General features: G+C 74.3%; 20 protein-coding genes. 5 read left to right on the top strand and 15 right to left on the bottom strand.

All coding sequences use genetic code 11. The features are described 5' to 3' along the window. Nucleotides 1–29 precede the first annotated feature (29 nt). Together ACZ6Z8_RS37870 and mug are read left to right on the top strand one after the other, a co-directional pair. A complete protein-coding gene (locus tag ACZ6Z8_RS37870) occupies nucleotides 30–1,028 on the top strand; it encodes a phosphatase PAP2 family protein (protein WP_465614507.1) in 999 nt (332 codons plus the stop codon). Beyond that, a complete protein-coding gene (gene mug, locus ACZ6Z8_RS37875) occupies nucleotides 1,025–1,588 on the top strand; it encodes a G/U mismatch-specific DNA glycosylase (RefSeq protein ID WP_465614508.1) in 564 nt (187 codons plus the stop codon). Before ACZ6Z8_RS37870 ends, mug begins: the two co-directional genes overlap by 4 nt. Here the strand turns inward: mug and ACZ6Z8_RS37880 are convergent. Continuing rightward, a complete protein-coding gene (locus ACZ6Z8_RS37880; RefSeq protein ID WP_465614509.1) occupies nucleotides 1,570–2,493 on the bottom strand; it encodes a LysR family transcriptional regulator in 924 nt (307 codons plus the stop codon). The two genes, mug and ACZ6Z8_RS37880, sit on opposite strands and share 19 nt — an antisense overlap. Before the next feature lie 149 nt (nucleotides 2,494–2,642). Between ACZ6Z8_RS37880 and ACZ6Z8_RS37885 the strand changes: the two genes are divergently transcribed. After that, nucleotides 2,643–3,641: an NADP-dependent oxidoreductase gene (locus tag ACZ6Z8_RS37885; RefSeq protein WP_465614510.1), complete on the top strand. Its 999-nt coding sequence runs from the start codon at nucleotides 2,643–2,645 to the stop codon at nucleotides 3,639–3,641. A 55-nt stretch (nucleotides 3,642–3,696) separates the two neighbouring features. Here the strand turns inward: ACZ6Z8_RS37885 and ACZ6Z8_RS37890 are convergent, their stop codons facing one another. From ACZ6Z8_RS37890 to ACZ6Z8_RS37900, 3 genes are all read right to left on the bottom strand, one after another. Continuing rightward, a complete protein-coding gene (locus tag ACZ6Z8_RS37890) occupies nucleotides 3,697–4,656 on the bottom strand; it encodes a M48 family metalloprotease (RefSeq protein ID WP_465614511.1) in 960 nt (319 codons plus the stop codon). A 3-nt stretch (nucleotides 4,657–4,659) separates the two neighbouring features. Further along, a complete protein-coding gene (locus tag ACZ6Z8_RS37895; RefSeq protein WP_030284173.1) occupies nucleotides 4,660–5,085 on the bottom strand; it encodes a BlaI/MecI/CopY family transcriptional regulator in 426 nt (141 codons plus the stop codon). Nucleotides 5,086–5,226: 141 nt separating this feature from the next. Beyond that, on the bottom strand, nucleotides 5,227–6,138 hold the full coding sequence (locus ACZ6Z8_RS37900) for a DMT family transporter (RefSeq protein WP_465614512.1): 912 nt from the start codon (nucleotides 6,136–6,138) through the stop codon (nucleotides 5,227–5,229). Between ACZ6Z8_RS37900 and ACZ6Z8_RS37905 the strand changes: the two genes are divergently transcribed. After that, on the top strand, nucleotides 6,137–7,591 hold the full coding sequence (locus ACZ6Z8_RS37905; RefSeq protein ID WP_465614513.1) for an aminotransferase-like domain-containing protein: 1,455 nt from the start codon (nucleotides 6,137–6,139) through the stop codon (nucleotides 7,589–7,591). The genes ACZ6Z8_RS37900 and ACZ6Z8_RS37905 overlap by 2 nt on opposite strands. Nucleotides 7,592–7,607: 16 nt before the next feature. On the opposite strand, the gene htpX is transcribed toward ACZ6Z8_RS37905, so the two are convergent. From htpX to ACZ6Z8_RS37960, 11 genes are all read right to left on the bottom strand, one after another. Further along, nucleotides 7,608–8,471 (bottom strand): zinc metalloprotease HtpX, encoded by an 864-nt coding sequence (gene htpX, locus ACZ6Z8_RS37910; RefSeq protein ID WP_402812456.1) that lies wholly within the window; start codon nucleotides 8,469–8,471, stop codon nucleotides 7,608–7,610. Nucleotides 8,472–8,646: 175 nt separating this feature from the next. Beyond that, complete coding sequence (locus ACZ6Z8_RS37915; protein ID WP_465614514.1) at nucleotides 8,647–10,221, bottom strand: NADH-quinone oxidoreductase subunit N; 1,575 nt, start codon at nucleotides 10,219–10,221, stop codon at nucleotides 8,647–8,649. A 56-nt stretch (nucleotides 10,222–10,277) separates the two neighbouring features. Next, nucleotides 10,278–11,858: a complex I subunit 4 family protein gene (locus tag ACZ6Z8_RS37920; protein ID WP_465614515.1), complete on the bottom strand. Its 1,581-nt coding sequence runs from the start codon at nucleotides 11,856–11,858 to the stop codon at nucleotides 10,278–10,280. Nucleotides 11,859–11,911: 53 nt separating this feature from the next. Beyond that, nucleotides 11,912–13,972, bottom strand: coding sequence for an NADH-quinone oxidoreductase subunit 5 family protein (locus tag ACZ6Z8_RS37925; protein WP_465614516.1), 2,061 nt, complete (start codon nucleotides 13,970–13,972; stop codon nucleotides 11,912–11,914). Then, nucleotides 13,969–14,346 (bottom strand): NADH-quinone oxidoreductase subunit NuoK, encoded by a 378-nt coding sequence (nuoK, locus tag ACZ6Z8_RS37930; RefSeq protein ID WP_465614517.1) that lies wholly within the window; start codon nucleotides 14,344–14,346, stop codon nucleotides 13,969–13,971. Before nuoK ends, ACZ6Z8_RS37925 begins: the two co-directional genes overlap by 4 nt. Then, the gene (locus tag ACZ6Z8_RS37935) at nucleotides 14,346–15,074 is read right to left on the bottom strand and encodes an NADH-quinone oxidoreductase subunit J family protein (RefSeq protein ID WP_465614518.1); all 729 of its coding nucleotides are present in this window, start codon (nucleotides 15,072–15,074) and stop codon (nucleotides 14,346–14,348) included. Before ACZ6Z8_RS37935 ends, nuoK begins: the two co-directional genes overlap by 1 nt. Continuing rightward, nucleotides 15,071–15,628, bottom strand: a complete 558-nt coding sequence (locus tag ACZ6Z8_RS37940; RefSeq protein WP_465614519.1) for a NuoI/complex I 23 kDa subunit family protein — start codon at nucleotides 15,626–15,628, stop codon at nucleotides 15,071–15,073. The genes ACZ6Z8_RS37935 and ACZ6Z8_RS37940 overlap by 4 nt, the downstream gene beginning before the upstream one ends. Beyond that, nucleotides 15,625–16,584 (bottom strand): NADH-quinone oxidoreductase subunit NuoH, encoded by a 960-nt coding sequence (nuoH, locus tag ACZ6Z8_RS37945; protein WP_465614520.1) that lies wholly within the window; start codon nucleotides 16,582–16,584, stop codon nucleotides 15,625–15,627. The genes ACZ6Z8_RS37940 and nuoH overlap by 4 nt, the downstream gene beginning before the upstream one ends. After that, nucleotides 16,581–17,705 carry an NADH-quinone oxidoreductase subunit C gene (locus tag ACZ6Z8_RS37950; protein ID WP_465614521.1) on the bottom strand — a complete coding sequence of 375 codons (1,125 nt, stop codon included), beginning with the start codon at nucleotides 17,703–17,705 and terminating at the stop codon, nucleotides 16,581–16,583. The genes nuoH and ACZ6Z8_RS37950 overlap by 4 nt, the downstream gene beginning before the upstream one ends. Continuing rightward, on the bottom strand, nucleotides 17,702–18,346 hold the full coding sequence (locus ACZ6Z8_RS37955) for an NADH-quinone oxidoreductase subunit B (RefSeq protein ID WP_465614522.1): 645 nt from the start codon (nucleotides 18,344–18,346) through the stop codon (nucleotides 17,702–17,704). The genes ACZ6Z8_RS37950 and ACZ6Z8_RS37955 overlap by 4 nt, the downstream gene beginning before the upstream one ends. Then, a complete protein-coding gene (locus ACZ6Z8_RS37960; RefSeq protein WP_465614523.1) occupies nucleotides 18,337–18,753 on the bottom strand; it encodes an NADH-quinone oxidoreductase subunit A in 417 nt (138 codons plus the stop codon). Before ACZ6Z8_RS37960 ends, ACZ6Z8_RS37955 begins: the two co-directional genes overlap by 10 nt. Before the next feature lie 284 nt (nucleotides 18,754–19,037). Between ACZ6Z8_RS37960 and ACZ6Z8_RS37965 the strand changes: the two genes are divergently transcribed. After that, nucleotides 19,038–20,258 (top strand): sensor histidine kinase, encoded by a 1,221-nt coding sequence (locus ACZ6Z8_RS37965; RefSeq protein WP_465614524.1) that lies wholly within the window; start codon nucleotides 19,038–19,040, stop codon nucleotides 20,256–20,258. Nucleotides 20,259–20,349: the final 91 nt, after the last annotated feature.

Consider the following 20,349-nt stretch of genomic DNA (forward strand, 5'->3'; position numbering starts at 1 on the left):
TCAAGCTTCCGTTGCTAGTTTCGGTGAGCATGACGAAGCTGCTCAGTCCGGCCCCACCGTCCCCGGTGCGGGCCGGACGACTGCGTCCCGTGACCGACCGCGACCGCCGAACCGGACTGTCGAGACTTCGGCTGCTGGCCTGGCCGGCCTACCTGACCGCCTTCGTCTGGTTCCTGGCCACCCAGGGCATGGCCTTCGCCAACGACGTGGTGTTCCTCTGGCTGATCGGCGCCCTGCTGACCGCCGCCGTCCACAGCGGCCACGGCGGGCGCGGCTTCCTCCTGGTGCTGCGCGACTGGGTCCCGGTGATGGCCGTGGTCTGGGTCTACTCCCTGCTGCGCGGCTACGGCGCCCACACCCCCTGGGCCCCGCACTGGCTGCCCCAGCTGCGCGCCGACGAGGTGCTCGGCTCCGGCGAGACCTGGACCGTACGGCTCCAGCACGCGCTCTACACCCCGGGCTCACCGCGCTGGTACGACTACGCGGCGACGGCCGTCTACCTCTCCCACTTCCTCGTGGTCTTCGTCCTGCTCGCGGTGCTCTGGCGGCGCGCCCACGAGCGCTTCCGGCAGCTGCTCGCCTGCTACTTCACGCTGACCTTCGCCGGCTTCGCCACCTACCTGCTCTACCCGGCCGACCCGCCGTGGCTGGTCGCCCAGCAGGGCAACCTGCCGCCGCTGCACCGGGTGGTCTGGGAGACCATCTCCACCATGGGCCTGCCGCAGGCCGACTCCCTGCTGGAGAACGGCAGTCAGTTCGCCAACGACGTCGCTGCGGTGCCCTCGCTGCACTCCGCCTACCCGGCGATGCTGCTGTTCCTGTTCTGGCCGACCGCCGGGCGCAAGCTGCGGGCGCTGCTGGTCGTCTATCCGCTCGCCATGGCGGTCACCCTGGTCTACGGCGCCGAGCACTTCATCGTCGACGTCCTCATCGGCTGGACGTACGCGGCCGTGGTGGTGTTCGGCCTGCGCATGCTGCGCGACCGCCGTACGGCACAGGCAGCGGCCACGGCAGACTTGGCCGGGTGAAGCCGACACCGCCACCGACGAAGCCGACCCCCGAACAGCTGCGGGCCGCCCAGGACACCACCATCCCGGACGTCACCGGCCCCGGGCTGCGGGTGCTGTTCTGCGGCATCAACCCGGGCCTGTGGTCCGGCGCCACCGGGCACCACTTCGCCCGCCCCGGCAACCGGTTCTGGCCCGCCCTGCACCGCTCCGGCTTCACCGCGCGCCAGTACCGCCCGGACGAGCAGGGCGAGCTGCCCGCCCTCGGCCTCGGCATCACCAACGTCGCCCCGCGCACCACCGCCAAGGCGGACGAGCTCACCGCCGAGGAACTGCGCGCGGGCGGCGCGGCGCTGCGCGAACGCGTGCTGCGGCTGCGGCCCCGGGTCCTCGCGGTGCTCGGCATCGGTGCCTACCGGACGGCCTTCGGCAAGCGGCAGGCCGCGATCGGCCGCCAGCCGGAGCGCATCGGCGACACCGAGGTGTGGGTCCTGCCCAACCCGAGCGGCCTCAACGCCCACTACACCCTGGACGCGCTGGCCGCCGAGTTCCGCAAGCTCCGTCAGAGCGTCGAGGACTGAGCGGCGCTCAGCCCGGCGGGCAGCGGCAGCTCGCGCAGCTCACGGATCAGCGCCCGGACGGCGGGTGTCCCGGCCAGCTCGGGCGTGGTGACGTACCCGACGAAGCGACTGGGCGGCCGGGGGCCGAGATCGGTGACGGCCAGTCCGGACGGGGCGCCGAGCAGCGCCGTCCGGGGCATGACCGCCATGCCGAGGCCCTGGGCGACCAGCGAGAGCGCCACCGTGTCGTCCTCCGCCTCGACGGTCGCGGGCGGCAGCCAGTCCTGCCGCTGCCACCAGTCCCTGGTGTAGGAGTCGCAGTTCTCCGCCCAGTCGACCAGCGGCAGCCGGCGGGGCTCCGGATGGTCCTGGGGGTGGGCGAGGGCGTACGACTCCCGGTACAGCCGGACCGCGACCAGGCCGGGGACGGGCGGCGGGCCGCCGGCGTCCAGGGTGGCCAGCCCCAGGTCGGCGCGCCCGTCGGCGACCTCCCCGGCGGTGCCCCGGCCGAGCTCCCGGACGATCCGCACGTGCGGGGTGAGGCCCGGGTGCTCGGCGGCCAGCCGGGCCAGCACGGGCGGCAGCAGGTGGGCGGCGGCGCTCCGGAAGGCGGCGATCCGCAGCGTTCCGGTCACCGGCCCCGCCGCACCGGCACCGGCCCCGGCGCCCCGCACCTCGGGGCCCATCACGGTCAGCAGCCGCAGGATCCGACGGGCGTACCCGACGGCCCGCGCGCCGGCCTCGGTGGGGCGTGCGCCGTGGCGCCCGCGCTCGAAGAGCACCGCACCGAGCTTCCGTTCGCAGGCGCGCACGGCGTGCGAGACGGCGGACTGGGTGGTGTCCAGCCGCGCGGCGGCCGCCGTGAAGCTCCGCTCCTCGTCGACGGCGACCAGGACACGCAGCTCGTGCGGGGCGAGATCGGTCATGCGGCGAACCTACCGGCATCCATCGACACCGCTCATGGAACCCCCCGTTCCATCGACGCCGGCCCCTGCTCGGCCGCTCCCGGGCTCCCTACGGTGGGCACGTCCCACCGCACCCCACCCGCACCCACACCCCGTACGGAGCACCGCCGATGTCCCGCCCCACCGCCCGCGCCGTCCACCTGGTCTCCCGCCCCTCGGGCGCGCCGAGCGCCGACAACTTCGCCTTCGTCGACGAGACCGTCCCGGCCCTGGCCGCCGGCGAGGCGCTCGTCGAGAACCTGTACCAGTCCGTCGACCCGTACATGCGCGAGGAGATGGACGAGGGCGGCTGGGAGCTGCACGCCCCGCTGGAGGGCCGCACCCTCGGCCGGGTGGTGGAGTCCCGGGCCGACGCGCTGCCGGTCGGCGCCCTGGTCTTCCACCGGCAGGCCTGGCGCACCCACTCGGTGGTCACCGCCGAGCGCGCCAACCTGCTGCCCGACTTCGCCGGCGTCCCGCTCAGCGCCCACCTGTCGATCCTCGGCGGCACCGGACTGTCCGCCTGGGTCGGCCTGACCAGGATCGCCCGGCTCCAGCCCGGCGAGAGCCTGTTCGTCTCGGCCGCGGCCGGGGGCGTCGGCACCGCCGCCGGCCGGATCGCCCGGCTGCTCGGCGCCGGACGGATCGTCGGCAGCACCGGCTCCGCCGCCAAGGCCGCCCACCTCACCGAGCACCTCGGCTTCGACGCCGCCTTCGACTACCACGACGGCCCGATCGCCGACCGCCTGCGCGAGGCCGCCCCGGACGGGCTGCACGTCTACCTCGACAACGTCGGCGGCGACCACCTGGAGGGCGCGATCAGCGCCATGCGCGAGCACGGCCGGATCGCCTGGTGCGGCGCCGTCGCCCAGTACGACGACGCCAAGAACCCGCCGGCCGCACCGCGCAACCTCTACGACGTGGTCGGCAAGAGCCTGCGCCTGGAGGGATTCCTGGTCCGCAACCACCTGGACGCCCGCCCCGAGCTGTACGACTTCCTCGTCCCGCACCTGCGCTCCGGCGCCGTCGTCCCGGACGAGACCGTCGTGGACGGCTTCGACCGCGTGGTGGAGGCCTTCCTGGGCATGCTGCGCGGCGCCAACACCGGCAAGATGATCGTCCGGCTCTGAGCCCGGCCGGCCGGGTCCGGGACCTACAGCGGGGTGACGGCGGTCAGCGCCACCCCTACAGCGGGGTGACGGCCTTCAGCACCACCAGCAGGGCCACCGCCGCGTTGAGCGCGCACAGCGCCGACGCCGCCGTACCGACTGCGGCGACCATCGCCGCCAGGCCCGCCGGGGTCTTGGCCGGCGGCCAGTTGCGGGCCGTCGGCACCGGGCCGAGCAGCGCCGCCACCCGGCGCGGCACCGGGCCGGGCTGGCCGGCGGCCGGGGCCGCGAAGGCCGCGAAGCCCGGCGCCGGGGCGGCGTGCGAGACCAGGGCCGCGCGGGCCACCGCCCGGGCGGTGATCCGCCGGTCGCCGACCACCTGGGCCGACTCCTCGTCCGCCCACCGCTCCGCGCTGAACGCCACCGCCTCCTGGAGCGGCCGCAGGAAGGGGTTGACGCAGGCGGCGAGCTGGGTGGCCAGCAGGTAGCGGTGGTGGCGGTGGCGCAGGTGCGCCCGCTCGTGCGCGAGCAGCGCCACGCGCTCGTCCTCGGCCAGCCCGTCCAGCATCCCGGTGGAGACCACCACCCGCCCGGGCGAGCCGGGCAGCGCGTAGGCGTACGGACTGCGGTCCGGCAGCACCGCGAGGCCCTCCTCCCCGGCCGGCCCCTCGGCCAGCCCGGCCAGTGCCCGCCGGGCCCGGGAGCGGACCCGCAGGTGCCGCACGACCGTCCGGCAGCAGGTGAAGCCGACCAGCACCAGCAGCCACATCGCGGCCGTGCCGACCGTCTCGTGGTACGGCAGCGCGTGCCGCACCACCGGGTCCGACCAGCTGTCCGGCAGCGGGTTGCCCGGGATCTGCGCGGTGCCCACCACGCCGATCAGGCCCAGGCACAGCACGCTGCACACCGCCATCACGGCGCTGATCACCGTCATCAGCCGGGCCGCACCGCGCGGGTGCAGGTGCTGCTCGGTCAGCCGGGCGATCGGCACCGCGGTCAGCGGCAGGATGAGCGGGAGGAAGACGAAGAAGCCCACGGATCAGCTCTCACGGTCGGCCGCTGCCGGATCCGCGGACGCGGCGTCCAACAGCGCCCGCAGCAGTTCCTCGTCGTGCGGCAGCAGCGCGGTGACGAAACTGGCGAGGACCGCGTCCCGGTCCGCCTCGCCGTCGAGCATCCGGCGCATCCGCAGTGCGGCCAGCCCAGCGGCGTCCGAGGAGGCCTGCCACAGGTAGGAGCGGCCGGAGCGGCTCCGCGAGACGGCGTTCTTGGCGTGCAGCCGGGACAGGATGGTCATCACCGTGGTGTACGCGAGGTCACCCTCCAGGCGTTCCTGGACCCACCCCGCGCTGGCCGGGCCGGGCGCCTGCTGGAGCACCGCCAGCACCTGCGCCTCCAGCTCGCCCTGGCCGCGCCTGCGGGCCGGCGCGTCCCCGGACGCCGGGGCGTGCCTCTCGTCTGCCATGACGGCCCACTCCCTCCGGATGCCGCGCCCCGGACCGACGCGGGGCGCGGGCTCATCCTAACGAGCGGGAGGCTCCTCCGGACGGGTCACCGCCGGGGTTCGCGGGCGCACGACATCGCCGGGGAGCCGACCGGACGGCCCTCAGACCCGGGCCCGCTGGGTGACCGCGATGCAGAGCAGCACCACCACCGCCGTCACCGGCGCCGCCACCGGCAGCGCCTCGCCCAGCAGTAGCACCGACCAGAGCAGCGTCAGCAGCGGCTGGCCGAGCTGCAGCTGACTGGCCCTCGGCACGCCGATCGCGGCCATCCCCCGGTACCAGAGCACGAACCCGCCGAACTGCGAGACCGCCGCGACGTACGCCAGTCCCGCCAGCGCCTTCCCGCCGAGGTGCACCGGCTCCGCGGCCAGCCCGTACCCGGAGGTCAGCAGCATCACCGGCAGCGCGGCCACCACCGCCCAGGCGATCACCCGCGCGCCCGGGAGCTGCCGGGACAGCCGCCCGCCCTCCGCGTACCCGGCCGCGCAGACCAGCAGGCCGACGAACAGGTAGAGGTCAGCGAGGGTCGGCCGGCCGTGGCTCTGCAGCAGGGTGAAGACCAGTACGGCCACGGCCCCGGCCAGCGCCGCCGCCCAGAACACCCGGGACGGCCGACGTCCGGTGCGCAGCGCCGCCACCACCGCCGTGGCCAGCGGCAGGACGCCGATGACCACCGCCGAGTGGGCGGTCGAGGAGGTGCGCAGGGCGAGCGTGGTGAGCAGCGGGAAACCCACCACACAGCCGGCCGAGACCACCAGCAGTCCGGGCCACTGCCGCCGATCGGGCAGCGGGGCGGCGGAGGCCAGCAGGTACAGCCCGGCCAGCACCCCGGCCACGGCGCCGCGCAGTCCGGTCGAGGTCCAGGGGCCGAAGCCGGTCAGGGACCACGCGGTGGCCGGGAAGCTGAGCGAGAAGGAGGCCACCCCGAGGGCGGCGAGGGCGGTGCCGGTGGCGCGGTCGCCGTGCTGCGCTGCTACCGCCACCGTACGGGTAGCGCTATCTTGTGCCGTCATGAACGAGCGTAGCAGCGTGGCCGAACTCGCCGACAGCCTGCGGCGGGAGGTCGAGCGCTACCCGGAGGGACGGAAGCTCCCTTCCAGCCGAGCCCTGATGGAACGCCACCAGGTCAGCCCGGGAACGGTCTCCCGCGCCATCGCGGTGCTGGTCGCCGAGGGACTGGTGGTCTCCCGTCCCGGCGCGGGGGTGTTCCGGGCGGCGGCCTTCGCGGCGGCCCCGGGCGGCCCGGCGGCACCGGCCGGCCGCCCCGGCGACCTCTCCTGGCAGGAGGTCGCGCTCAGCGCCGGCTCCGGCCCGCGCGACCTGCTCGCCGCTCCGGTGTTCGCCACCCTCCGGGTGCCCCCGCCGGACGTCATCGACCTCAACAGCGGCTACCCGCACGCCTCCCTGCTGCCCGAGCGGCTGCTCGCCGCCGCCCTCGCCCGGGCCGGCCGCCGCCCCGGTGCCTGGGACCGCCCGCCCACCGACGGCCTCACCGAGCTGCGCGGCTGGTTCGCCCGCGACATCGGCGGCCACGCCGGGCCGATCGGCGCCGGGGACGTCCTGATCACCTCCGGCGGGCAGGGCGGCCTCACCGTCGCGATGCGCTCGCTCGCGGCGCCCGGCTCACCGGTGCTGGTCGAGTCGCCGACGTACTCGGGCATCCTCGCGGTCATCCGGGCCGCCGGGCTGCGGCCGGTGCCCGTGCCGATCGACGCCGACGGGGTCCGCACCGACCTGCTGGCCGACGCCTTCGAGGCCACCCGGGCGCGGGTGTTCGTCTGCCAGCCGCTGTTCCAGAACCCCACCGGGGCGGTGCTCTCGCCCGCGCGCCGGGGCGAGGTGCTGCGGATCGCCCGGGCGGCCGGGGCCTTCGTGATCGAGGACGACTTCGCCCGGCTGCTCGTCCACGCGGACGCCCCGGCGCTGCCCCGCCCGCTCGCCGCCGACGACCGGGACGGCGTCGTGGTGCACCTGCGCTCGCTCACCAAGGCCGCCTCCCCCAACCTGCGGGTCGGCGCCCTCACCGCGCGCGGCCCGGCGCTCGCCCGGCTGCGGGCCACCCAGGTGGTGGACAGCTTCTTCGTGCCCCGGCCGCTGCAGGAGGCCACGCTGGAACTGGTCGCCGACCCGGCCTGGGCCCGCCACCTGCGCACCCTCGGCGCCGAACTGCGCGACCGCCGCACCGCCGCCGTGGCCGCGCTGCACCGGGAACTGCCCGGTGTGCTCGACGCCTACCGGCCCGGCGGCTACCACCTGTGGCTGCGCTTCCCGGACGGCACCGACGACGACGCCCTCGCCGCCGCCGCCCTGCGCGCCGGCGTCCAGGTCACCCCCGGCCGCCCGTACCACGCCGCCGAACCCCCGGCCCCGCACCTGCGCATCAGCTACGCCGCCGCCGACGGCCCCGCCCAGGTGGCGGAGGGCGTCCACCGCCTGCGAACGGCGTACGAGGAGTCGGCGGGCTGAAAGGCCGCCGGGCCCGCTACCGCCGGTACCCCGCCATCCGCTCCAGCCGGGCGATCCGCTCGGCCATCGGCGGGTGGGTGGAGAACAGCCGGGCGCCGGCCTCGCCCGGGCGGAACGGGCTGGCGATCATCATGTGGCTCGCGGTCTGCAGCTGGGGCTCCGGCGGGAGCGGCAGCTGGCGGGTGCCGGCGTCAAGCTTGCGCAGGGCACTGGCGAGGGCGAGCGGGTCGCCGGTGATCCGGGCGCCGTCGGCGTCGGCCTGGTACTCGCGGGAGCGGCTGACGGCCATCTGGATGAGCCCGGCGGCGATCGGCCCCAGGATCATGATGGCGAGCATCCCGAACAGCCCCGGGCCGTCGTCGTCCTCGCTCCGGCCGAACGGGATCAGCCAGGCGAAGTTCACCAGGAACATCACCACCGAGGCCAGCGCCCCGGCGACCGAGGAGATCAGGATGTCCCGGTTGTAGACGTGGCTCAGCTCGTGCCCGAGCACGCCCCGCAGCTCGCGGTCGTCCAGGATCTGCAGGATGCCCTCGGTGCAGCAGACCGCCGCGTTGCGCGGGTTGCGGCCGGTGGCGAAGGCGTTCGGGGCCGGGGTCGGGGAGATGTAGAGCCGGGGCATCGGCTGGCGGGCCGAGGTGGAGAGCTCGCGCACGATCCGGTACAGCCCGGGCGCCTCGAACTCGCTGACCGGGCGGGCCCGCATGGCCCGCAGGGCGATCCGGTCGCTGTTCCAGTACGCGTAGGCGTTGGTCCCGAGGGCGACCAGCAGGGCGACCAGGAAGCCGGTCCGACCGAAGAAACTGCCGATCACCAGGATCAGCGCCGAGAGGCCACCGAGCAGGACGGCGGTCCTCAGTCCGTTGTGCCGGCTGTGCACGTCAGGCCCTCCAGTGGTGCGGTGGGGAAGCCCTTTCCGCCTCGTCCCTCTTGCCCGGTCAACGGGTGGGGCCGGGGACCTTGTTCCCTTGTGACCGACGCGACACCGCCGCGCCGCCGCCGCACCACCCGGACGGCCCCCGGGCCGAGGGCCCGCACTCGGCCCGGGCCCGGGCTCAGAACAGACTGCCGCCGGCGACCTGGAGGACCAGCTGCGGGGCGACCGACAGCACCACCGCCGCCGAGGCGGTGAGCCCCAGCGTGGCGGTCAGGCTGACCGGCAGCCTCGGCTGGGCGCCCGCCGCGCCCGCCGCGACCGCTGCCGGGTCCGCCGGGGCGAACAGCCGGGCCGTCCACAGCAGGTAGTAGTACAGGGCCACGACCACGTTGACGGCCATCACCACGGCCAGCCACCCCAGCCCGGCGTCGACCGCCGCACGGAACACCACGACCTTGCCGAACAGGCCGATCACGCCCGGCGGCAGCCCGGCCAGGCAGAGCAGGAAGAAGGCGAGCGCGAGCGCCGTCCAGCGGTTGCGGGCGAACAGGCCGCGGAAGTCGTCCACGCTGGTCCCGGCCCGGCGGCCGACGGCCGCGACCACCCCGAAGGCGCCGAGGTTCACCACGCCGTAGATCAGCGCGTACGCGGCGGTCGCGCCGAGCGGGTCGGCCCCGGTGGGCGCGTACCCGGCGGCGGCGAGCGGCACCAGCAGGTACCCGGCCTGGCCGACCGAGGACCAGGCGAGCAGCCGCACCGCGCTGTACCGGGTGTCGAAGCGCTGCCGCAGCGCGCCGACGTTGCCGACGGTCATCGTGACGGCCGCCAGCACGGCGAGCGCCAGCCCCCAGGTGTGGGCGTACGGGCGGAACGCGACGGTGGTGGCGAGCGCCAGGCCGGACAGGCCGGCCGCCTTGCCGACCACCGAGAGGTAGCCGGCCACCGGCAGCGGGGCGCCGGTGTAGGTGTCGGGCACCCAGAAGTGGAACGGGACGGCGGCGACCTTGAAGGCGAAGCCGACCAGCGTCAGCACGGCCCCGGCCTCGGCCAGCGCCTTGAGCTGGCCGGGCGCGTGCTCCAGTCCCTGGGCGACGGCGCCGAGGTGCAGGCTGCCGCTCGCCGCGTAGACGAAGCCGATGCCGAGCAGCATCACGGCGGTCGCGGTCACCGAGGAGACGAAGAACTTGAGCGCGGCCTCCGCGCCACGGCCGTCCCGGCGCAGCGCGACCAGGGCGAAGGCGGGCAGCGAGGCGACCTCCAGGGCGATCACCATGGTGGCGAGGTCGCGGGAGGCGGGCAGCAGCGCGGCGCCGGTGGCGCTGGAGAGCAGCAGGAACCAGTACTCGCCGCGGGGCAGCTTCTCGGTCTCCACGGTGTGCACCGACAGCAGCGCGGCGATCAGCGCGCCGCCGAGGGCGAGCAGCTGGAACACCAGGGCGAAGTGGTCGGCGACGTAGGAACAGCCGGCCGCGGTGGAGCCGCTGATCGATGGGATGTCAGTGGCCCCTGCTACGTTCCGGACACAGAAGGTCGCTCGGGGTGACCGGCCGGTCAGCGGAAGGAGTGCGATGAGGGCGAGGGCGAGTCCGGCCGTGGTGATGCGGCCGAGCCACTTCTTGTGCCGCTCGGGCAGGAACAGGTCGGTGACCAGCACCGCGAGGGCGGCCACGGCGGCGATCAGCGGGGGCGCGATCGCCACCCAGTCCACGGACTGGATCAGGCTGCCCGGGTTGACTACGGCGAGGGAGGTCACAGTGTGCTGCCCCGTGGAGTGAGGTCCGAGTGCGGCGGTGTGGGCTGCGAGCACGGTCAGCCACCCCCGAGGAGGTGCTTGACGGCAGGGTCGGAGAGGCCGAGCAGGAGGGCGGGCCAGAGGCCGGCCACCAGTGTGAGCGCGGCCAGCGGCGTCCAGCTGACGGCCTCGTACGGGCGCAGGTCGGGCAGCCGGTCCACCGGCGCGGGCTGGGCGGGGTCGCCCATGCAGACGCGCTTGACCACGATCAGCAGGTACGCGGCGGTGAGGAGGGTGCCGAGACCGGCCAGGACCATGTAGGTGACGAAGGCGGGGCGCGACAGCCCGGCGGCCGGGTCGAAGGCGCCGAACATGGCGAGCAGCTCGCCCCAGAATCCGGCCAGCCCGGGCAGGCCGAGGCTGGCGACGGCGGCGAAGGCGAGCAGCGCGCCGATCCGGGGCGCCCTCCCGTACAGGGCGGCGCCGGTGGCGCCGGAGAGGGTGTCGAGGTCCGCCGTGCCGTAGCGGTCCTTGAGCGCGCCGACGACGAAGAACAGCAGACCGGTGATCAGACCGTGGGCGATGTTGGCGAACAGCGCGCCGTTGACGCCCACCGGGGTGAGGGAGGCGATGCCCAGCAGCACGAAGCCCATGTGGCCGACGGAGGAGTACGCGATCAGGCGCTTGAGGTCGCCCTTGGAGCCGGGGCGGGCGAGCGCCAGGCAGGCCAGCGAGCCGTAGACGATGCCGACGGCGGCGAAGGCGCCCAGGTAGGGGGCGAGCGTCGCGGTGCCGTCCGGCACGACCGGCAGCAGGACGCGGACCAGACCGTACGTGCCCATCTTCAGCAGCACGCCGGCGAGCAGCACCGAGCCCACCGTCGGGGCGGCGGTGTGGGCGTCGGGGAGCCAGCTGTGCAGCGGCCAGGCGGGGGCCTTGACCGCCAGCCCGACCATGATCGCCAGTGCGGCGATCACCTGGGTGGTGTGGCTCAGGCCGTTGCCGTGCGCGGCGGCCAGCGCCTGCATGTCGAAGGTGCCGGCCTTGCTGCCGATCAGCAGGAAGCCGAGCAGCATCACGGCCGAGCCGAGCAGCGTGTAGAGGATGAACCGGTTGGCGGCCGGGGTCTTCGCGCCGCTCCCCCAGCGGGCGATCAGGAAGTACATCGGGATCAGCACGATCTCGAAGGCCAGGAAGAACAGCAGGAGGTCCAGGACCGCGAAGGTGGCGAGCATGCCGACTTCGAGGAGCAGGAACAGCCCGACGAAGGCCTGCGCCGAGGGACGGTGCTCGTCCGGGGCGCCGCCCCGGACGTCCCCACCCGGCAGCCGCTTCTCCGAGTACAGCGCGCAGAGGAAGGTGAGCAGCGCGGTCAGCACGATCAGCGGCAGCGAGACGCCGTCCACCCCGAGGTGGAAGCGCACGCGCAGCGCCGGGATCCAGGACACGTCGGTGGTGGCCTGCATCCGGGCCGGTGCGCCGTGGTCGAAGCCGGCCGCGAGGGCGATGGAGACCAGGAACACCGCGCCGGTGACCACGGAGTTCAGCCGCAGTGCCCGCCGGTCGGCGACGGCCCGGTCCGGTCCGAACACCGGTGCCAGGGTGAGCGCGGCGCCGAGCAGTGGCAGCACCAGGAGGGCGATGAGGACCGCGTTCATCGGGGGCTCCCAGCTGGGGTGAACGGGACGGGGGTGGAGGACAGCAGCACCGGCTACACCGCCACCAGGACGGCGAGCAGGACGACCCCGGCGAGCAGCGCGCTGAGGTAGGTCTGCGCGTTGCCGGTCTGCGCGAGCCGGACGGCCCGGCCGAGCAGGTTGGCGCCGATCCCGCTGGCTTGGACGTAGCCCTCAACGACCTCGCGGTCGAGGAAGCGGACCAGCCGGGCGGCGGCGGCCACCGGACGGACGAACAGCACGTGGTACAGCCGGTCGACGCCGAAGCCGTGCCGGGCCGGGCCGAACAGCGGGCCGAGCAGGGTGCGCCCGGGGTCGGCGACGATCACCTCGGGGGCCGGGGCTCCGGCCTGCTCGGGCACCCGCCCGACGGCGGCCGGGGCGGGACGGCCGGTGGCCAGTCGCGCGGTGGCCGAGCGCCAGGCGCCGTAGGCGGCGAGCACCCCGACCACGGCCAGCCCGGTGCCGGTCACGGCGGTGACGCCGGTGGGGCGCAGCGAGCCGCCGTCCAGCAGCGCGGGCAGCCAGTCCGAGCGCAGCCCGGCGACGCCGAAGGCCATGGTCGGGACGGCCAGCACCCACAGCGGCCAGCGCATCGCGGGCGGCTCGGCGGTGGCCGGGTCGGCCTCGTCCAGCTCGGGCGAGTACGGCGCGTCGGCCTCGTGGTCGGCCACCACCGTCGCCCGGTCGGCGGCGGGCAGCACCTCGGGTGCCGCCGCGGCCGCACCGGCCGGGCTGTGGAAGGCGACCAGGAACAGCCGGGTGGCGTAGGCGCCGGTGAGCAGTGCGGTGAGCCCGGCGGAGATCAGCACGATCCAGCCGGCCGCCTGCGGCACGCCCGAGGCCGGGCCGAGCCCGTTGGTCAGCGCTTCGCCGTTGGCGGCGTGCTCGGCGGCGGTCAGCACCGCCTCCTTGCTGAAGAAGCCGGAGAACGGCGGCAGCCCGGCCAGCGCGACCAGCGCGATGCCGGTCGTCCAGTAGGCGTCCGGCACCCGCTTGCGCAGCCCCGGGATCCGGGACATCGCGGAGATGGAGTTGGTGTGCGCGGCGTGGATCACCACACCGGCGGCCAGGAACAGCAGCGCCTTGAACGCGCCGTGGCTGACCAGGTGGAACACCGAGGCCTCGCGGTCGCCGCTGGCCAGCGCGCCGGCCATGTAGCCGAGCTGGCCGACGGTGGAGTAGGCGAGCACCCGCTTGAGGTCGTCCTGGGCGAGCGCGCACAGCGCCGAGCCGATCATCGTCACGGCGGCCATCACGGCGAGCACGACCAGGGCCGCGCCCGACTGCAGGAACACCGGCATCAGCCGGGCCACCAGGTAGATGCCGGCCGCGACCATGGTGGCGGCGTGGATCAGCGCGGAGACCGGCGTGGGGCCGGCCATCGCGTCCGGGAGCCAGGTGTGCAGCGGGAACTGGGCGCTCTTGCCGGCCACGCCGGCGAGCAGCAGCAGCGCGATCAGCGTCGGGTGGCCGAGCCTGCCCTCGCCCGCGGCCGCCAGCACGTCCGGGATCCGGAAGCTGTGGGCGTCCGCGCCGAGCAGGAAGATCCCGAACAGGAACGGCACGTCACCGAGCTTGGTGACCAGGAAGGCCTTGAGCGAGGCCGAGCGGGCGTCCGCGGTCTCCCAGTGGTGACCGATCAGGAAGTACGAGCAGACACCCATGACCTCCCAGCCGACCAGCAGCACGATCAGGTCGCCCGAGAAGACCACCAGGAACATCGCCGCGGTGAAGAGCGAGACCAGCGCCGCGTACGAGGGGTAGCGCGGGTCCTCCTTCAGGTACGCGGTCGAGTAGACCTGGACGCAGGTGGCGACCAGGCCGACCAGCACGGAGATCAGCGAGCTGAAGCCGTCCAGGTGGACGGCCAGCGAGATGTCCGGGCCGCCGGTCGGGGTGAGCCGGGTGGCCGCGTCCAGCGTCTGGCCGGTGCCGAGCTGGAGGGCGACCACCAGGGCGAGCACGGCCGAGACGGCGACCGGGACGATCGCCAGCGGCCGGGTCAGCCCGGGCACCTTCTTGCCGGTGGCCAGGGTCGCGGCGGCCCCGAGCGCAGGCAGCGCGGGGACGAGGGCGGGCAGGGCGAGGTTCATGCGGTGGCCCGGCCCTTCAGTGCCTCGGCTGCGGCCGGCTCCTCCTCGACGGTGGCGTACGGCTCGGCCGGGTCGCCGAGCGCGGTGGCCCGGTCGATGTCCGCGGTGCCCCGGGCCCGGAACAGCAGCAGGACGATGGCGAGCCCCAGCCCGATCTCGGCGGCGGCGACGGTGATGGTGAACAGGGTGAGCGCCTGCCCGGCGTGCAGCGAGTCCCGCAGCCAGGCGTCGAAGGCGACCAGGTTGAGGTTGACGGCGTTGAGCATCAGCTCGACGGACATCAGCACCAGGACGGCGTTGCGCCGGGCGAGGACGCCGTACACGCCGACGCTGAACAGCAGCGCGGAGAGGACGACGGGGTACGCGAGGTGCATCAGCTCTCCTCCGTCACGGACGGCGCGGACGGCGCGGGCGGCGCGGCGGCCTCCGGAGCGCCGGCCTCCGGAGCGGTGCGCGGCGCGGTCGCGGCGACGGTCCCGTTGGACCCGACCGGCCGGCCGGCCCGCAGCTTGCCCGCCCGCGGCGCCGGCACCCGGCGCCTGGACCCGCGGGACAGCACGATCGCGCCGACCAGCGCCGCCAGCAGCAGCACGGACAGCGCCTCGAAGGGCAGCACCCAGTTCCGGAACAGGCTGGCCCCCGTGACGGCGGCCGAGCCGCCGCCCGCGCCGAGGTCGATCCAGGAGGTCCGGAAGGCGTCGACGACCAGCGTCACCAGCGTCCCGGCCGAGGCCAGCGCGACGACCAGGGCGACCCAGCGGTTCTTGGAGTCGGCGTCCGGCGAGCGCCCGATCGGCGCCTTGGTGAGCATCAGCCCGAACAGCACCAGGACGACCACCGAGCCCAGGTAGATCAGCACCTGCACCCAGGCGATGAACTCCGCCGTGAGCAGCAGGAACTCCACCGCCAGCCCGCCGAGCGCGACCACCAGCCAGAGCGCGGCGTGCACCAGCTGCCTGGTGGTGACGGAGACGACCGCCGAGCCGAGCACCGCGATGCCGACCAGCAGGAAGACGATCTCCTGGCCGGTCGGGGACAGGAACGAACGGGCGGCCGGCTCCAGCGAACCGGTCGCCGCGAGGAGCGTGGCAGCGCCCGTCATGCGTCGTCACCCTTCTCCTCGGCGGCGGCCGCAGCGGCGGCCGCCAGCTTGTCCGCCGCCTTGCGCGCGGAGGCGATCTCCTTGGGCTCCTCGGCCGCCGGGTCCAGCGCCGGCGGCGCCGGGACGGTCCACATCCACTCCCGGAGCTTGTCCCGCTCGTGGGTCAGCTCGTGGATGTCGGTCTCCGCGTACTCGAACTCCGGCGACCAGAACAGCGCGTCGAAGGGGCAGACCTCGATGCAGATCCCGCAGTACATGCAGAGCGAGAAGTCGATGGCGAAGCGGTCCAGCACGTTGCGGGTGCGGGCCCGCGCGTTCGGCTCGGCGGCCGGCAGCGTCTCCTTGTGGGAGTCGATGTAGATGCACCAGTCCGGGCACTCGCGCGCGCAGAGCATGCACACCGTGCAGTTCTCCTCCAGCAGCGCGATGACGCCGCGCGAACGCGGCGGCAGCACCGGCTGCACGTCGGGGTACTGCGCGGTGACGCTCTTCTTCGTCATCGTCCGCAGCGTCACGGCCAGGCCCTTCGCCAGACCGGCACCGGGAAAACTCATGAGATCGCCACCTTGATGATGCCGGTGAGGGCCAGCTGGACGAGCGCGAGCGGGATCAGCCCCACCCATGCGAAGCGCATCAGCTGGTCTTCGCGCAGGCGCGGATAGGTGACCCGCAGCCAGATGACCACGAAGGCCAGCGCGAAGGTCTTGAGGAGCATCCACAGCCAGCCGAGCTGGTCGGCCATCGGCCCGTGCCAGCCGCCGAGGAACAGCACCGCCGTCAGCGCCGACACCACCAGGATGCCCACGTACTCGGACAGCAGGAACAGCGCGAAGCGCAGACCGGTGTACTCGGTGTACGCGCCGAAGATGATCTCCGAGTCGGCGACCGGCATGTCGAACGGCGGCCGCTGGAGCTCGGCCAGACCGGCCGTGAAGAACACGAAGGCGCCGATGATCTGCCAGGGCAGCCAGTACCACTGCCAGGCGTCCAGGATCCCGGGCAGCGACAGGGTGCCCGCGGCCATCGCCACCGACGCCGCAGCGAGCACCATCGGCAGCTCGTAGGACATCAGCTGCGCGGCCGTGCGCAGAGCGCCGAGCAGCGAGAACTTGTTCGCCGAGGCCCAGCCGGCCATCAGCTTGCCGATCACACCGACGCCCATCACGGCCAGCACGAAGAACAGCCCCGCGTCGATCGCCTGGCCGACGAAGCCGTTCGGCCCGACCGGGATCGCCAGCAGCACGAACAGGTACGGCAGCAGCGAGACGGCGGGCGCCAGCTGGAAGACCCGGCGGTCCGCCTCGGCGGGGACGATGTCCTCCTTCTGCGCGAACTTCACGCCGTCGGCGACGAGCTGCGCCCAGCCGTGGAAACCGCCCGCGTACATCGGGCCGAGCCGGCCCTGCATGTGCGCCATGACCTTGTGCTCGGTCTGGCCGATGACCAGCGGGAAGACCAGGAAGACGACGAGGGTGGCGACGCAGCGGAGCACCGTGTCGAGCAGGTTCACGTGCCGTCTCCGTCCTGGTCGGCCGCTCCGGCCGAGTTCTCGTCCTTCTCCGTCGCCCCGGCCGGGGGCTCCTCGGCCGAAGGCTTCTCGCCCGCGGGCTCCTTGGTCGAAGGCTTCTCGGCCGAGGGCTTCCCGGCCGGAGGCTGCTCGTCGTGGGCCGGCACCGGGTTGTGCCAGGGCGCGTCGGAGGACCGGGGCCGTGCCGGAGCCGCCGGCTCGGCAGGAGTCACGGGGGCCGCCGGGGCCTCCTCGGCGGGCTGGCTGACCGATCCCTCGGACACCGAACGGGTCCGCCGCGGCCGGTCCGCCCGCACCGGCGGCGCACCCTCGGCGACCGGAGCGGCAGGAGCGCCGGTGGCCCCGGCCTCGGCCGCACCCTGGCTCGCCGACCCCTCGGACACCGAGCGCGTCCGCCGCGGCCGGTCCGCCCGCACCGCCGGGGCGCCCTCGGCACCGGCGGGTGCGGCCGCAGCCGCGCCCGCACCGGCCCGGGGCGTCCGCGCCGCCGCGCCCGCCGCCCGCGCACCGCGCGCGGGCCGCTCGGCGACCGGCGGCAGGGTGCCCTTGAGCGGCCCCCACTCGTTCGGGTCCGGCACACCGGCCGGCTGCATCTTGCGCCGGGCCGGCCCGCCGCCGTGGTCCGACTCGCCCGGCTCCTTGGCGCCCGGCCAGTCCTTGGCGACCCGCGCCGCGAGCACGAACTCCTTGCGCAGCGGGTGCCCCTCGAAGCCGTCCGGCAGCAGCAGGGTGGCCAGGTACGGGTGCCCGGGGAAGTCGATGCCGAACATCTCGTGGGTCTCGCGCTCGTGCCAGGCGGCGCCCGCGTACACCGCGACGGCGCTGGGCAGCGCGGCCCCGTCGCGCGGCACCCGGGTGCGCAGCGCGAGGTGGCGCACCCCCGGTGCCTCGGCGGCGGCCAGGTGCGCGACCACGGAGAAGCCCTCGGCGAGCTCGTCGACGGCGCTCAGCCAGTCGAAGAAGCCCAGGCCCAGCACGTCCCGGGCACTGGTGAGCGCCTCGATCCAGCGCTCGGCCGGCACGTCGACGGTGATCAGCCCGTACGCCTCGGCGCCGGTCGCCCACTCCCCGACCGACGCCGCGTACTGCTCGGGCGTGGTCACGAGGCCCCTCCCTCGGACGGGCCGGCCGAGGGCCCCGGCACCAGCGGACGGCGCAGCGCCGCCGCGGGCGCGGCGTACCGGCCGGGCAGGGATTCGGCGGCGATCTTCTCCTGCAGCTTGAGGATGCCCTGGAGCAGCGCCTCCGGCCGCGGCGGGCAGCCGGGCACGTAGACGTCGACCGGGATGATCTGGTCCACGCCCTTGGTGACGGAGTACGAGTCCCAGTAGGGGCCGCCGGAGTTGGAGCAGGCGCCGAAGGAGATGACGTACTTCGGCTCGGGCATCTGCTCGTAGAGGCGCTTGACGGCGGGCGCCATCTTGTCGGTGACCGTCCCGGAGACGATCATCAGGTCCGCCTGACGGGGGCCGGGCGCGAACGGGATGACACCCATCCGGATGAAGTCGTGCTTGGCCATGGAGGCGGCGATGAACTCGATCGCGCAGCAGGCGAGGCCGAAGTTGAAGCACCAGAGGCTGTAGCGGCGGCCCCAGTTGAGCACGACCTTGACCGGGTCCGGCGCGAGCCGGGCCAGCGGGCCGAGGCCGCGGCGCTCGACGGCGCCGGGGTGCGCGGGGTCGGGCAGGCCGAGCGGGACGGGACCGCCCTGGGCGCCGTGCGAGTGGGTGTGCGTCACGTCCATTCCAGAACGCCCTTCTTCCAGGCGTAGAGCAGTCCGACCGCGAGGAAGCCGATGAAGAGGAACATCTCGATCAGCGTTCCGGCGCCGTACCCGGGGGCGGCGAAGACCGTCGCCCACGGGAACAGGTAGATCGCGTCGACCGCGAAGATCACGTACAGGAAGGCGTACACGTAGTAGCGGATCTGGGTGTGCGCCCAGTCCTCGCCCACCGGGTCCACCCCGCACTCGTAGGCGAGCAGTTTCTCGGGCGAGTACACCACCGGCCGCAGCAGACGGTTGGCGGTGAACGCCACGGTGACGAAGAGCACCCCGACGACGGCCAGCAGGCCCATCGCGGCGTACGCGTCGAAGTAGCCGCTGCCGACCGCCGGGTCGGCCGCGACGGCAGCCGCCTGCTGCCACTCCATGCCTTCGCCTCCACCTCGGCCGCGAATCCGCCCTCAAGACAGTTCTACGACTTTCCTCGCACGGTCTTAACCGTGGCCAATGCGTGAGTCTAAGGGGACGGCTCCACTCCCCCCGAAACCTGCCCGCTCCGCAAGACGTCCCGTGGACACCCGGATGAACGCCCGGGGACCGGCCAGGGGTGGGGATAACCCCCGGCCGGGAAGATGTATCACCCCCATGGCACATCCCGCCGCCGATTCGGGAAGCTTGGTCCGCCAGCTCGAACGAGGGGACGGATGATCCGATGAAGTCGCTGAACCGCGCCGTGGACGCCATCAGGGAGCAGGACGCTCGGATGGAGCGCCCGCCGCTGTACGGCGCGCGGATGTGGCGCCAGGTCGGGCACCTGATGCTGAACCTCCCGCTGGGCATCGCCGGCTTCGTGCTCTCGGTCACCGCGCTCTCGGTCGGCCTGGGCCTGTCGGTCACGGTGATCGGCCTGCCGGTGCTGGCCGCCGGGCTGGCCGGCTCCCGCGCCCTGGGCGCGCTGGGCCGCAACCGGGCCCGCGCGGTGTACGGCTCCCGGATCGACGACCCGCAGCCGGTGAAGCCGCGCCGCCCGGGCATGGTGGCGTACACCATCGCCCACCTCACCGACCTGCTGAACTGGCGCTCGGCGCTCTACAACGTGCTGATGCTGCCCTGGGGCATCCTGAGCTTCACGCTGGCCCTGACCTCGGTGGTCGTGCTGTGGCCGGTGCTGCCGGTGGTGGTGCGCGCGACGGCGGCCGTCGACCGGATCCTGATCGAGTCGCTGCTCTTCCCCGGGGCGCTGGCCGAGCGGGTGCGCGAGCTGGAGGACGACCGCGGCACGGTGGTCGACACGGCCGCCGCCGACCTGCGCCGGATCGAACGCGACCTGCACGACGGCGCCCAGGCCCGCCTGGTCGCGCTGGCGATGGACCTGGGCATGGCCAAGGAGCGGCTGCGCGAGGTGGAGAGCCAGGAGGACATGGCGGTCGCCACCCGGATGGTCGACAACGCGCACGGCGAGGTGAAGCTCGCCCTGCAGGAGCTGCGCGACCTGGCCCGCGGCATCCACCCGGCGGTGCTCACCGACCGCGGCCTGGACGCGGCGCTGTCCGCGGTCGCGGCCCGCTGCACCGTCCCGGGCGGGGTGAAGGTGAACGTCGACCTGGCCGGGCCGGACGGCGAGCCCGAGCGCCCGGACTCGGCGGTCGAGGGCATCGCCTACTTCACCGTCAGCGAGCTGCTGACCAACGTCTCCAAGCACGCGGGCGCCCGCAGCGCCTCGGTGGACGTCTGGCGCTCCGACGACCAGCTGATGGTGCTGGTACACGACGACGGCAAGGGCGGGGCCGCCCCCTACCCGGGCAGCGGCCTGGGCGGGCTGGCCGAGCGGATCCGGGCGGTGGACGGGGTCTTCCTGGTGAACAGCCCCGAGGGCGGCCCGACCACCGTCACCGTCGAGCTGCCCTGGCGCACCCGCACCGCCCGCCGCTAGACGAGTAGTTCCGAAGTGGGTCAGTGGTCGTAGGCGATCAGTGAGCGGGTCACGGGCTGGCCTGTGGTCCGGTTGTGCCAGATCGCGCAGG

This window comes from Kitasatospora sp. NPDC101108 (assembly GCF_055584725.1).

Excerpts from the sequence above, each read along its gene's own strand:
- ACZ6Z8_RS37920 (WP_465614515.1), bottom strand. The coding sequence starts at position 11,858 with ATGAACGCGGTCCTCATCGCCCTCCTGGTGCTGCCACTGCTCGGCGCC.
- ACZ6Z8_RS37965 (WP_465614524.1), top strand. The coding sequence starts at position 19,038 with ATGAAGTCGCTGAACCGCGCCGTGGACGCCATCAGGGAGCAGGACGCT.
- ACZ6Z8_RS37935 (WP_465614518.1), bottom strand. The coding sequence starts at position 15,074 with ATGACGGGCGCTGCCACGCTCCTCGCGGCGACCGGTTCGCTGGAGCCG.
- ACZ6Z8_RS37960 (WP_465614523.1), bottom strand. The coding sequence starts at position 18,753 with ATGGAGTGGCAGCAGGCGGCTGCCGTCGCGGCCGACCCGGCGGTCGGC.
- ACZ6Z8_RS37905 (WP_465614513.1), top strand. The coding sequence starts at position 6,137 with ATGAACGAGCGTAGCAGCGTGGCCGAACTCGCCGACAGCCTGCGGCGG.
- ACZ6Z8_RS37955 (WP_465614522.1), bottom strand. The coding sequence starts at position 18,346 with ATGGACGTGACGCACACCCACTCGCACGGCGCCCAGGGCGGTCCCGTC.
- ACZ6Z8_RS37870 (WP_465614507.1), top strand. The coding sequence starts at position 30 with ATGACGAAGCTGCTCAGTCCGGCCCCACCGTCCCCGGTGCGGGCCGGA.
- ACZ6Z8_RS37895 (WP_030284173.1), bottom strand. The coding sequence starts at position 5,085 with ATGGCAGACGAGAGGCACGCCCCGGCGTCCGGGGACGCGCCGGCCCGC.
- nuoK (WP_465614517.1), bottom strand. The coding sequence starts at position 14,346 with ATGCACCTCGCGTACCCCGTCGTCCTCTCCGCGCTGCTGTTCAGCGTC.
- ACZ6Z8_RS37885 (WP_465614510.1), top strand. The coding sequence starts at position 2,643 with ATGTCCCGCCCCACCGCCCGCGCCGTCCACCTGGTCTCCCGCCCCTCG.
- ACZ6Z8_RS37900 (WP_465614512.1), bottom strand. The coding sequence starts at position 6,138 with ATGACGGCACAAGATAGCGCTACCCGTACGGTGGCGGTAGCAGCGCAG.
- ACZ6Z8_RS37880 (WP_465614509.1), bottom strand. The coding sequence starts at position 2,493 with ATGACCGATCTCGCCCCGCACGAGCTGCGTGTCCTGGTCGCCGTCGAC.
- ACZ6Z8_RS37925 (WP_465614516.1), bottom strand. The coding sequence starts at position 13,972 with ATGAACCTCGCCCTGCCCGCCCTCGTCCCCGCGCTGCCTGCGCTCGGG.
- ACZ6Z8_RS37940 (WP_465614519.1), bottom strand. The coding sequence starts at position 15,628 with ATGAGTTTTCCCGGTGCCGGTCTGGCGAAGGGCCTGGCCGTGACGCTG.